Annotated in this window: 10 protein-coding genes and 1 pseudogene; 9 read left to right on the plus strand and 2 right to left on the minus strand. The window is 59.2% G+C overall.

What is annotated here, in order from left to right; all coding sequences use genetic code 11:
- Positions 1-7: 7 nt before the first annotated feature.
- Positions 8-1,188 (minus strand): IS3 family transposase gene (locus HU752_RS20915; protein ID WP_186675840.1). Its coding sequence is split into 2 segments (ribosomal slippage): positions 8-933 and positions 933-1,188, totalling 1,182 coding nucleotides; the frame shifts between segments, so codons are not numbered across the junction.
- 684 nt (positions 1,189-1,872) lie between these two features.
- On the opposite strand from HU752_RS20915, the gene dxs reads away from it, so the two are divergent.
- From dxs to thiD, 3 genes are all read left to right on the plus strand, one after another.
- Positions 1,873-3,753, plus strand: coding sequence for a 1-deoxy-D-xylulose-5-phosphate synthase (gene dxs / locus HU752_RS20920; protein ID WP_186675838.1), 1,881 nt, complete (start codon positions 1,873-1,875; stop codon positions 3,751-3,753).
- Positions 3,754-3,777: 24 nt separating this feature from the next.
- Positions 3,778-4,728, plus strand: a complete 951-nt coding sequence (locus tag HU752_RS20925; protein WP_496198575.1) for an NAD(P)-dependent oxidoreductase — start codon at positions 3,778-3,780, stop codon at positions 4,726-4,728.
- Positions 4,729-4,820: 92 nt separating this feature from the next.
- Positions 4,821-5,618 (plus strand): bifunctional hydroxymethylpyrimidine kinase/phosphomethylpyrimidine kinase, encoded by a 798-nt coding sequence (thiD, locus tag HU752_RS20930; protein ID WP_186675834.1) that lies wholly within the window; start codon positions 4,821-4,823, stop codon positions 5,616-5,618.
- 160 nt (positions 5,619-5,778) lie between these two features.
- On the opposite strand, the gene HU752_RS20935 is transcribed toward thiD, so the two are convergent.
- Positions 5,779-6,741: a GlxA family transcriptional regulator gene (locus HU752_RS20935; protein WP_186675832.1), complete on the minus strand. Its 963-nt coding sequence runs from the start codon at positions 6,739-6,741 to the stop codon at positions 5,779-5,781.
- A 119-nt stretch (positions 6,742-6,860) separates the two neighbouring features.
- Between HU752_RS20935 and HU752_RS20940 the strand changes: the two genes are divergently transcribed.
- The 6 genes and pseudogenes from HU752_RS20940 to HU752_RS20965 all read left to right on the plus strand — a co-directional run bounded on the left by HU752_RS20940 (position 6,861) and on the right by HU752_RS20965 (position 12,132).
- Positions 6,861-7,268, plus strand: a complete 408-nt coding sequence (locus HU752_RS20940; protein WP_186675830.1) for an MAPEG family protein — start codon at positions 6,861-6,863, stop codon at positions 7,266-7,268.
- Between the two features lie 31 nt (positions 7,269-7,299).
- Positions 7,300-8,001: a GNAT family N-acetyltransferase gene (locus HU752_RS20945; RefSeq protein WP_186675828.1), complete on the plus strand. Its 702-nt coding sequence runs from the start codon at positions 7,300-7,302 to the stop codon at positions 7,999-8,001.
- Positions 8,002-8,072: 71 nt separating this feature from the next.
- A protein-coding gene (locus HU752_RS20950; RefSeq protein ID WP_437182268.1) for an IS3 family transposase occupies positions 8,073-9,289 on the plus strand; the annotation gives its coding sequence in 2 pieces (ribosomal slippage) (positions 8,073-8,418 and positions 8,418-9,289; 1,218 coding nt in all).
- Between the two features lie 41 nt (positions 9,290-9,330).
- Positions 9,331-9,600 (plus strand): annotated as a pseudogene (locus tag HU752_RS20955) (DNA/RNA non-specific endonuclease); the annotation flags it as partial.
- Between the two features lie 269 nt (positions 9,601-9,869).
- Positions 9,870-11,345 (plus strand): alkaline phosphatase D family protein, encoded by a 1,476-nt coding sequence (locus HU752_RS20960; RefSeq protein ID WP_186675823.1) that lies wholly within the window; start codon positions 9,870-9,872, stop codon positions 11,343-11,345.
- 25 nt (positions 11,346-11,370) lie between these two features.
- Positions 11,371-12,132 (plus strand): hypothetical protein, encoded by a 762-nt coding sequence (locus tag HU752_RS20965; RefSeq protein WP_186675820.1) that lies wholly within the window; start codon positions 11,371-11,373, stop codon positions 12,130-12,132.
- Positions 12,133-12,600 lie beyond the last annotated feature (468 nt).

A 12,600-nucleotide genomic window follows, 5' to 3' on the forward strand; every position in this document is an offset into this window, starting at 1 on the left:
GTAGTGGTCAACAATTCCCGGACACCTCGATAGGTAATTTCGGCACCATCGCCCGCTCGTAAGCAGTCGGTGGCAGATATCCCAGTTTCGAGTGCAGCCGTTCGTTGTTGTAAAACCCAACGATGTACTCGGTGATGTCACGGATGGCCTCGCCATGGTTGGCATAATCACGCCGCCACACCCGTTCCATTTTCAAGCTCAGGAAGAAGCGTTCCATCACTGAGTTGTCCCAGCAGTTACCTTTGCGGCTCATGCTCTGTTGCATGTCATTTCGTTCCAGCAGTGCTCTATAGCTCGCGCTTGCGTATTGGCTACCTCTATCCGAATGGGCGATCAGGCCCGAGGCTGGCTGGCGCTGAGCAATAGCCAGTTGCATGGCGTTGCACACCAGCTCGGCAGGCATGTTCGGTGCCATCGACCAACCCACGATCTTGCGCGAGAACAAGTCCAGCACCACAGCCAGGTACAGCCAGCCACTGCGAGTGCGGATGTAGGTCATATCCGCCACCCACGCCTTGTTCATCGCATCGGGCTCGAACTGGCGATTGAGCACATTCTCGGCGATCGGCAGATCGTGATGGCTGTCCGTCGTGTGCACAAATTTACGCTTCCAGGCCGAGTGTAGGCCGTTGGCTCGCATTAGGCGCCGGACCTTATAAAGACCTATTTCTATTCCCTTTGCGTGCAGGGCTTTACGCAGCGGCCGGCTGCCATAGCAACCGCCGCTTTCGCTGAACGAGGCCTTGAGCTGCACCGTGACCTGGCAAATGGCTGTCGGCGCTTGAGCCCGTTTGTTGGCCTCGTAAAAGCCGGAGCGGCTGATGCCCAACAGCCGACAGGCATGGGCCACCGAGTAAGCCTTCTGTTGCAGTTGTCGAACCAGCCGGTAGGTTACTTCAGCTCGCGGGCAAAGAAGGCTGTAGCTTTTTTTAGGACATCGTTGTCCATCTTGAGCTGCCGGTTCTCTTGCTCCAATTGTCGAATACGCTGCTGTTCAGGTGTCAGCGGCTTACCGATGCCGGCCTGCCCCAATTGCTCAGACTCGTACTGCTGCACCCAGCGTCGAACCGCCGATTCGACCAGATTCAGATCCCGGCAAACCTGTGAAACGGCCAAGCCCTGGTCGGTGATCATTTTCACGACTTGCAGCTTGAAGCTGGCGTCGAATGTCCTGCGTTTGTCGGTCATGAAAAACTCCTCGATAGATGCATTTTCCACCTATCGGGGTGTCCGGGGAAATTAAACCACTACAATCGCAGAGTGCCGCTCAAACTCGATCGGACTGAAATTGCCTAACGTGGAGTGACGACGACAGTGCTAAAGCCGGTTAGTGGGTGAGGGACATCGGTTGCTGACTGCTTGGGACTTGCCTCCCCTTTGCCCCAATCCATGAGCCACCTACTCGGCTATTTTCGCTTACGCGAAACGAGCTATCCGCATTGCTATACCTGAACGTCGCGGGCTATTTGGGTCAGCCAGTGCTCATCGCATGCCTGGGAAGACAGATCGATCACCACCCTGTTCAGGTGATGGGCTTCCTGCGCGTTACACATTCCGCTCTTGAGGCTGACCGGAATCTGCTTGTGCTGGGGATCATGGGGAGGCACACATCTGTAGCACGGCTTCAAGCGCGGGCCTGAAGAAAGCGCTACCCACCCGATCGCCGATCTGACAACCGCCGTGCCTCCACGATGTCTGCGGCCGCCATCACGCTGGCAACCCTCAACGCTTTCAACTGACGGGCTGTCTCAAGCGGCGTGCGGCGCGGTCATCCTTGCCTACGCCAGCGCGTTGGACTTAACATAGTTGCAATTGCAATCACATTGCTCTGCAGCGAATGCCAGCCACCGCCTCTTCAGCCAAGGACCCTCCATGATCGACCTGCTTCACAGCATTGATGGGCCGTCCGACCTGCGTCGCCTCAATCCCAGCCAATTGCCGCAACTCGCGAACGAGTTGCGCACCTTCCTACTCAACAGTGTGGCGAGCACAGGTGGCCATCTGTCGCCGAACCTGGGTGTCGTTGAACTGACGATTGCGCTGCACTCTGTCTTCAACACCCCCCACGACCGCATCGTCTGGGACGTAGGCCATCAGACCTATGCGCACAAGATACTGACGGGCCGTCGCGACCGCATGCACACCGTGCGTCAGGCTGGTGGCATCTCGGGCTTCCCGGTACGCGCCGAGTCGCCGTTCGACACTTTCGGCACCGCCCATTCGAGCACGTCCGTCTCGGCCGCCCTGGGAATGGCGCTCGCCTCCAGGCTGCAGGGCCAGGAACGTCATGCGGTGGCGGTGATCGGTGACGGGGCGATGAGCGCAGGCATGGCGTTCGAAGCCCTGAACAATGCCGGCGTCGAGCGCGACCTGCCGTTCATTGTGGTCCTGAATGACAACGCGATGTCCATTTCGGCGCCGGTAGGTGCACTCAGTGGTCATCTCGCGCGACTGATGTCGGGGCCCTTCTACACAGCGGTGCGCACAGGGGTCGGGCATGCCCTGCTCGCCGCGCCGCCGCTGCGCGACATGGCTCATCGTCTGGAAACGCAGCTTAAGGGACTGCTATTGCCCTCGACGCTTTTCGAGACGTTGGGGTTCAACTATATCGGTCCTGTGGACGGTCATGACCTCGACGTACTGGTGTCCACGCTGCGCAACATGAAGAGCCTGCGCGGCCCTCAACTCCTGCACGTCGTGACCCGCAAAGGCATGGGCTACGCGCCTGCCGAGGCCGATCCCGTGCGGTATCACAGCCCCGGACGATTCGATCCCTCTCACGGGGTCAAAGCAGCCGCCTCGCCGCCGCCCAAGACCTACTCACAGGTGTTCGGCCAATGGCTGTGCGACGCCGCAGAACAGGACCCACGCGTCGTGGGTATCACGCCGGCGATGGGAGAAGGCTCGGGGATGGTGGAGTTCTCGAAGCGGTTTGCTCATCGCTACCACGACGTCGGCATTGCAGAGCAGCATGCCGTGACCTTCGCGGCAGGCCTCGCTGCGGAAGGTTTGAGGCCAGTAGTCGGCATTTACTCGACCTTTCTGCAGCGGGCCTACGATCAGCTGATTCACGACGTTGCGCTGCAAAACCTGCCTGTCGTCTTTGCGATCGACCGCGCGGGCATTGTCGGTGCTGACGGTGCCACGCACCTCGGCGCCTACGACCTGGCCTTCCTGCGCTGCATTCCCAACATGACGGTGATGGCTGCGTCGGACGAGAACGAATGTCGGCAAATGCTGCACACGGCGCTGCAACAACCGAATCCGACGGCTGTGCGCTACCCCCGCGGCGCAGGTGTGGGTGTACCGACCGTTGCGCAGATGCAGCTCATCCCGATCGGTAAGGGAGAGATCCGCCGCACCACCACGCGGCCTGCAGGTGCACGTATCGCTATCCTTGCCTTCGGGTCGATGGTCGCACCCGCCAGGGAGGCCGCCGAAGAACTGGACGCGACGCTGGTCAACATGCGCTTTGTAAAACCGATCGATACGCAACTGGTCCAGGAAATGGCGAGTACGCACGATGCCCTGGTGACCGTCGAGGAAGGCTGTGTCATGGGTGGGGCGGGTTCGGCGTGCGTGGAAGCCATGCTGACGGGTGGTACGGTTCGTCCTGTGCTGCAGCTCGGACTTGCGGACAACTTCATTGACCATGGTGAGCGCAGCGCCCTGCTCGCCGAGTGTGGCCTGGACGGTGCAGGCATCATCCGCTCCATTCGTGAGCGCTTTTCGGTTCTGACGCTGGAGTGCTGACGCCGACACCCGTAGTCCGGGCCGATGCCACAAACACGAGGTCGAAATGAACCCTTCAAACGACTACAGAGGCTTCATCCGATGAACAAACCGACCGGATTTATCGGCCTGGGCGTGATGGGGACACCGATGGCCCTCAACCTGGCTCGCAGCGGCGTGCCACTCGTTGTCTGGAGTCGCTCCAACAACCACTACGACACGCTGCGCGCGGCGGGTGCCGAGGTGGCTGAGAGTCTGGACGCCCTGTTCTCCCAGTGCGAGACCCTCATTCTGATGCTGGCGCATGAAGCGGCGATCGATGAGGTACTGGGTCGACACACGCCCTTGTTCGAGCAACGGATGGCGGGACGGTTGATCGTGAACATGAGTACCACCTCCTCCGGCTACTCGCGCTTGCTGGCCGATGAGATCGGCAAAGGCCGCGGTCAGTACGTGGAGGCACCGGTTTCCGGTTCGCGCAAACCTGCCGAGGCCGGTCAGCTCGTCGTCATGCTGGCTGGCATGCCCGAACCGGTCGAGGCGGTACGAAGCCTGATCCAGCCGTTATGCCGCGACAGCCTCGTGTGTGGCGACGTCCCCGGCGCGCTGACAATGAAGCTCGCGGTCAACCTGTTCCTCATTACCATGGTCACGGGGCTGGCCGAAGCCACGCACTTTGCCCAGCGCCAGGGTGTCGACCTGGCGCAGTTCGCCCAAGCCCTGAACGTGGGGCCCATGGCCAGCGACGTTTCGCGGGGCAAGCTTGGCAAGCTGGTGGCGCAGGACTTTTCGGTTCAGGCCGCCATCACCGACGTTCTCAAGAACAGTCGCCTGGTGGCACAAGCCGCACGTGACCTCGGCATCGCCTCGCCGCTGCTGGACGTATGCCACGCGCTGTATGGCGAAACCGAGGCGCTGGGACAGGGTGGACTGGACATGGTGGCGGTGATCCATGCCATCGCGCAGCGGACCGCCCAGGCCGATGGCTCGCCCTGATCGATCTGAATGAATCCAGGCGCGCGCTGAGTCTTGATCATGCGCCGCTGACGCAGCACGCGGGTCGCTTACGCCCAGGAGATTGTTACAACGTGATAGCCAATGTACTCACGATCGCAGGCACCGACCCTACCGGTGGCGCAGGCATTCAGGCCGATTTGAAGACCTTTTCCGCCCTGGGCGCCTATGGCATGAGCGTCATCACCGCGGTCGTCGCGCAGAATACGCACGGTGTGCGTCGCTTCGTGCCCCTGGCCCCCTCCTTCGTTGCCGAGCAGATCGAGGCCGTCTTCGACGATGTGCGGGTCGATGCCGTGAAGATTGGTATGGTTGCCAACGCTGGCATTGTTGAAGTCATTGCGCGGTGTCTACAAGCGCGTGCCGACTGTCCCGTCGTGCTGGACCCCGTCATGGTTGCCAAGAGCGGTGATCGGCTGGTGGATCCTGAGGCGGTTGCGGCCATTCGGGAACGCCTGATCCCGCTGTCCACTCTGATCACTCCAAACCTGCCTGAAGCCGGCGTGCTCATGCAGGGCGAAGAACCTCGATCATTGCAAGCCATGCGGGTCGCAGTAACGGAAATGGGGCAGTTGGGCGCGGATTGGGTGCTGCTCAAAGGTGGGCACCTGGAAGGGCTACGTAGCGTCGATCTGCTGGCGAGCAAGGGACACACACTGGAGCTGGATGCCCCAAGAATCGCCACACGCAACTCGCACGGTACGGGATGCACGCTTTCGGCAGCGATCACGGCCCTGCTACCCGGGTCGACGATGACGCTGGCAGTCTCTGGCGCCAAGGAGTATTTGACGGCCGCGCTGGGTGCAGCCGATCAATTGCAGGTAGGAGGTGGCTACGGACCGGTTCACCATTTCCATGCTCTGTGGAAATGAACGGTATCCATTTCACTGGCGGTCGGTACCCTCACAAACCGGATCAACGCCCTTCCAACACCTTGTCCCACTGTACTGAGCCGGACTGCCACGCTCTCCAACAAGAACGCCCCTTGGCGTAGAAAACGACTGAGCCCCGAAAGCGGTCTGGGTCGCCGAACTACCCCAACTCCGAGCGGAGCTCGCGCACACCACGTCCCAGCTTTCTGCGCAGCAGATTGCGCAGCGTGGCGGCGTCGGAATAGCCGACCTTTTCAGCGATCACCTCCAGGTCGTGCCCCGTGGCGACCAGGTGCTTTGCCTGCTCCACTCGCAAATCCTGAAAAAATGCCAGAGGCGACTTGCCCAGTATCGCTTCCGTGCGACGCTGGAGCGTGCGCGGATGCACGTGCAAGGCCTCTGCCGCGCCTTGGAGAGAAAACCCAGCGGCAAGGTGTGTTCGGGCCCAACGTTCGAATCGCTCGATCAAGGGGTCCGAATGAGCCAGATGATCGGGAATGATGTACTGCGCCTGTGATGAGCGTGTATCGATGAGTAGAAAGCGCGCCACTTGCGACGCCAACTCGGGACTGGCCTGGCGCACGAGCCACAGCGCCAAATCAAGATGCCCCATCGCAGCCCCTGCGGTGACAATACCGCGGGACGCGACAACCATCCGCGAGTCGTCAAGGCGGACTCGCGGATACCACTGTCGAAACAGGGGCGCCATTGACCAGGTGGTGGTGGCCTCACGGCCATCCAACAACCCCGCTTCCGCCAGAATGAACGTCCCCAGGCATGCGGCTGCGATACCGACGCCGGACTCATGCCAGTTGCGCAGACGCTCCCTGGCGTCCCTGACATCGCGCCGCCCCAGGGCCTGAACCAGTCGTTCAGGCGGCTTGGCATTCACGGCGGGCACGACCACCCAATCGGGTGTACGCCCTGGCTCGGGTGCCTCAACCGTTGCCGTGAACCCCTGGGCCGTACGAACCCGTTTGCGTACCCCTATCAGCCTGACATCGAAAACCCGCCCATCTGGCGTGTGAGCTTGCGCCAACTCATTGGCCGTGGAGAGCGTGTCCATCAGCGCGGCGAGCCCAGTGTCAAAGACTCCATCGAGTGCGAGGATGTCAATTTTCATGTCGTAAACGATTCTAAAAATGTCATTTACGACTATAGCCCAGTCGGTATGCCCCGAACAGAATTGTGCCGTTGCGGCCGTTCTTACGCCTTGGCCAGGCCTACCGATTGAGCTTTGTCATGAGACCTACTCCAGAACTGTTTTCACTCACGCTGATCTCTCTTGCCACCGCCCTGATGTGGCTTCCCTACATCTGCGCCAGAATCCGTACCAGAGGGTTGCTCGCCACACTGGGCAACCCAACCATGGGCCTCCCTCAGGAGCCTGCCTGGGCGCAACGCGCTCGTCTGGCTCACGCCAACGCCATCGAGAATCTTGCTGTCTTCGCTGCGCTCGTTCTGACGGCAGCACTGACAGGAATCAGCACCCCGGCGACCGTCTTCGCAGCGAAGCTCTACATTGTGGCGCGCCTTGCTCATTACCTTGTTTACACCGCCGGCATCCCGGTGCTTCGAACACTCGCTTTCTTCGCGGGAGTGGCAAGCATGCTGATCTTCGCGTTCACCCTGATCGGTCAACTGGGTTGATTGGTCCCTCTAACACAGCAGGCAGCACATCATGAGAGATCACTTCGCCCGCCTCGACAATCCTGTCTGGCATGCACTGAGCAAGACGCAACGCACCTTGGGATCGGCCAACCATGGCGCCTGCCGCTATCTCGCCGAGGTGGCTCCCTTCGCGGCGACGGCCACACCGAAACCCGAGGCTTTTCTGGCGCTGCAGGCGCTGCTGGGCCAAGACGATCACGTGATCGTACAGTCACTGTCGCCGCTTGCAGTGGGGGCCGGTCTGCTCGCCGTTCAGTTGGGGGCCGTCCAACAGATGATCGCTCTAGAGGCTCCCCCCGATGATCCCGTAGATGGCCTGGTCCACCTTGGACGTTCGGACACGGAAGATATGCTTCGCCTGGCCCAACAAACGCGTCCAGGCCCCTTTGCCAGAAGGACACAGGAGATGGGCCGGTACATTGGCATCCGCGATCAGGGCAAGCTGATCGCAATGGCGGGCGAGCGCATGCGACTGGAAGGTTTCGTCGAAATCAGTGCAGTGTGTGTCGATGACGGTTATCGCGGCAGAGGCCTGGCAGGGCGACTGGTGAACGTGCTTCGACGGGAGATTTTGCTGCGCGGCGACATTCCGTTCCTGCATGTTCTCGATGACAACGCGCCAGCCCTAGCCCTGTACAGGCGTCTAGGTTTCGAGAATCGTCAGGCTTTCCTGTTGTACCGTCTCGACCGTTGCGATGTGCTTAGCCAGTAGATGAACGAGCCCCATGAAAGACAGGACACCGTTTCCCCCTTACGATAAGGGATAGGCAAACGGTTATGTTTATGACTAACAGCAACGATAAGAGTGGGGAGCTTTTGGGCCAGGAGCGGCGGCGCCGCTGGAGCCCAGAGCAAAAACTGGCCATGGTTCGCGAGAGCCTTGAGCCAGGGCAAAGTGTGTCGGTCGTCGCTCGGCGCAACGGCATCAATGCCAACCAGCTATTCCTGTGGCGCAAGTTGTATCAGGACGGCAGCCTGTCGGCGGTCAGCGCGGGCGAAGCCGTGGTGCCGGCCTCCGAGCTGAGCGATGCGCTCAAGCAGATCCGTGAACTGCAACGGATGCTGGGCAAGAAGACGATGGAAGCGGAAATCCTCAAAGAGGCCGTGGAGATCGCCCGCTCGCGAAAATGGATTGCGCACTCACCCTTGTTGCCGGGGGACGACCAGTGAAGCTGGTCAGCGAAAGTCTCGGTGTGGCGCGCTCGCAATTAACGGTTCGAATCAAGCAATCGGTATCGCCCAAGGTACGGCGAAGCAGGCCTGTGGACGATGCTGAGTTGGTGGCCGAAATCCAGCAACAGGTCAGCGAGCTGCCCAGCTATGGTTACCGTCGTGTCTGGGGGTTGTTGCGCCGAGCCCGTGAAACCCAGTTGCAGCCCTCGATCAATGTGAAGCGCGTTTACCGGGTCATGCGTGATTACAACCTGCTGCTTAAGCGCCGAACCAAACAGCCCGGTGTGCCGCGTCGGCACGAAGGCCGTATTGCCGTGAAAACCAGCGATACGCGTTGGTGCTCGGACGGCTTTGAGTTCCGCTGCGAGGACGGCGCCAAACTGAGCGTGACCTTCGCCTTGGACTGCTGTGATCGCGAGGCCATCGGCTGGATCGCCAGCCCGACCGGGTACAGTGGCGATGATATCCGTGACTTGATGCTGGAAAGCGTGGAGAAGCGCTTTGGCGACCAACTGCCGACTACACCAGTGCAATGGCTAAGCGACAACGGCTCGGCATACACCGCCGAACAGACGCGCCTGTTTGCCCAGCAGATCGGTTTTCAACCGGTGACGACACCCGTTCGCAGCCCGCAGAGCAACGGCATGGCCGAGAGCTTCGTGAAAACGATCAAGCGAGATTACGTGACGCACATGCCCAAGCCGGATCGAGAAACGGCGTTGCGTAACCTGGCAATTGCCTTCGAGCATTACAACGAACAGCATCCGCACAGCGCCTTGAACTACCGTTCACCGAGGGAGTTCAGGCGCTTGGTGGCATCAATTTAAAGGGGAGTTGGTGTCCGGTTTGATAGGGGCAAGTCCAGTAGATAACGCGTCGGTGTCCCACCAGCGGCAGTAATGTAGCGCTGGCCAGGACCGCCTACACCCTGAACAACGATGCGCAGACCACGTTTGCCAAGTGGATGGCGTATCGCGTCACCAAGGACACGCCCTCCCCCAATCGCCCGCGCAACTGGAAAACCGATCCGGACATTCCTGCCGGCGAGACGCTGGACGATGCTGACTACAAGCTGGCGCATGAGACGCTGAAAACCGATCGCGGCCACCAGGCGAATCTCGCCTCCGTGGCCGGTGTGAACTACACAGAGAGGTATGCCGACAGACGGCTAGGCCTCCTCGAAAAGACATGAACTAGATTCAACGCTAGATCGGCCAGTATCGATCGAGGGTTTTCGCTCCGTCCGTTACTGCACCAACTTGCCAGGGAGGGTAAGCATGTCCCCAACTCCATACGAACCCAGCCGGAATTCAACATGCCCTGTCACAAGGCAACCTGAATTTACGAAGGCTGTCCGAGCACGCGCCCATTAATAACATACGGGCCTTTCGGCCGTAGGAGGAAAGAATGTCCATGCTAATGGCACGCCCCCTGCTTGCCCCTCCTAATGAAATCAAACTGTGGGTGGGTTTGTTCGACACCGACAATCCACCTCAGATCAGCTTCCAGCTAGACGGAAAGCCTTGGCAACCGACAGGATTTGAAGGGCCGCACCCTATCCGCGATGGCACCCAAGCCAATCATCAGGGCATCTTCAGCTTCGCTGCACTGGGCCCAGGCATCGAGCACCGCATTCGAGTAGAGGCTGGCAACGTAGCGGCCCCCTATTTCCTCCGTGTGCGCTCATTGCCAGACAAGGTCCCCTCAGTACCCCATGGCTCGTTCAAGATCATGCTGACGTCATGCTACTGCGTCGGCACTGACCAGGTGGATGTTGGTCGCTTCATTCAACAACTTCCGCACCGGCCTGACATGTCCTTGTTCGCCGGCGATCAGGTCTACCTTGACCAACCACCACTCGACACTATGCCATCTACAGCAGCCGATCTGCGCAGTAACATTTCAGCCAAGTACAGACGCAACTGGCTGTCTGAGCTGAGTGGGCAAAGTGGTTTACAGCAGGCACTGAGCAAGGCCCCGGCTGTCTGTCTGCCGGACGACCATGAATATTGGAATAACTATCCTTGGGAGCAGTTCTGGAAGAAAGGCACTCAGCATGTTCCGACTCCTACTGGACTTAACCCCTGGGATGATGCTGCACGAGAGCTTTTTCAGGATTACCAACAAGGCGGCTCTCCCACCGGTCACCAACCTTGGACAAGGCTCGATATAGAGCCGTTATGCATGCTGTTTATCGATACCCGAAGCCATCGTCAGCTCGACTTCGACAGCCCAGTAGGCCTGATGACCGCGCCTACTGAACAAGCGCTCAGGGACTGGGAGCAGCAACTAATCGATCACAAGAATGCCGGCACACCCCACGTGGGAGTCCTCGCCACAGGGCAAACCTTGTTCTGCGAGCCGGCACAGTTTGGCAAATTGATGGACGCCGAACTGCCGAACTATCAGAAACAATTCGCCGTCCTGATCAAGGTGCTCGACAACTTGGCTGGGCTCGGTATTCAGGTGGTATTCCTGACGGGCGATGTGCATTGGAGCCGGGTTGCCCAAGCTGTGCATGCCCGAACCGGTAGAACCACACTAACCGAAGTTATCTGTTCTCCGAGCAGCTTGTGCGTAACGCCAATACTTGACCAGTGGGCCAGCTTCAAAGATGAGGTAAGAGGTATCTTCGGCACCCACAAAACGTGGTTTCGCCATTCCTTACCAGAGGCGCCACCCGCGTCCATTGGCACACAAAAGCAGTTCAGACCTAGAGACAGCGAAGACGATAAGCAAAATCGCTGGAGCGGAAACCAGGTCGCTATTGTCGAGTTTTCTCGCTGGGGTAGTGGTGTTCAGATGAAGGTCACTTATCACCCCATCACATTCCCAGCATCCCTCCCGATCACGACCCGCCCCTTCACATTGCTCAATACCTGAATAGCCCCCACCAGGAAGGTGTCCCATGCCTATGAAGTTCACCACGGTATCCCATTCCAACCCCGACTTCGTCGAGCAGCAACGTTCAGCCAGAGAAAACAATATCGACTGGCTGGCACGAGCCATCACCACACTGGGAGGAGAAACACCGCTCAATCAATCCTACATTCTGCTGCTGGGGGCAAACGACACCCTGTCTTGGAGACTGCGCACAGGCCAATCACACCTGCGCTTCGATTTGTTACCATCGTACTGGTCGTCAGCAGTGCTCTTAAAACTTCATCAAAGCTCGCTGAAGGAATCCACTGTTATCCATGTGCCTTTGTTCCAGCCTGCAAATGGCATCTTCGCGACCGAACGCAACGGTGTTGTCGAAACCCCCTTGTCCGAGTTTGGTAACGCGCGCACGTGGAAGAACATTGCACTGATTACCTTCCCTGTGCCGCAAGTAGAGGTGCTCAGTCAGCTACTGTTGTTTGAAAAAGGACGCAGCTACATCGACGCCTTAGAGCACGTATTGCGCTGGCTGGCATTTGCCTGGGGAGTCGCCCGTACACCAAACCCTATTCATGATGGGATCGGGCTTCCATCGGCCTGCATGCTGGAAACCCTGTTTGCTTCTGCCGGCCTTGATATTACCCCTGGACTGGAGTCACGTGCCTCCAGCCCGGAAGCGATTTGGGCGACAGCTCTCTACTGGTATGAGCACTACACAACGAACCGTCTTCCCACGCCCAAGGGGCGCTTCTTCACCCCTCACGATTACGACATCAAGGACGGTAGATAAGTCTCCATAGACAAACAGATCCCGACTTCCGCGCCAGGGCGATGTGTTAAGCACCTGTCACATCAACACAGGGTGCAGAACAGAGTACGTGCCAGCTCCAGACAACAGGGCCCACTTGGGGCGCCTATTTACTGATTGGACCCAAGTGCGCCGGGTGAGTCTGCGCAGCCGTGTCAACGAGCTGTTCAGCCAAAGCCGTAGCTCAGCCGGTAGCCGCAGTCTGGTTGCCATGAAACGAAGTGGGTGCCGACGGTGGGTTACATGACGACAGCGTTGGTCGAGCAGGACATCGGTCGATATCTCATGCAGCGGTACAACTGGCCAAGACTGCATCAGCACAACGGTTTCGTACCGCAGGCTGTAGCGGAAGAAAAACTCAACTCTGTGTCCGGGAATTGCTGACCACTACAGTGCGCCCCCATCTGTGTAAGGGACAGCCTCTCGACGGCAGCAAAAATTACAATTGAA

The sequence above is a fragment of the Pseudomonas vanderleydeniana genome (assembly GCF_014268755.2).
GTDB classification, from domain to species: domain Bacteria; phylum Pseudomonadota; class Gammaproteobacteria; order Pseudomonadales; family Pseudomonadaceae; genus Aquipseudomonas; species Aquipseudomonas vanderleydeniana.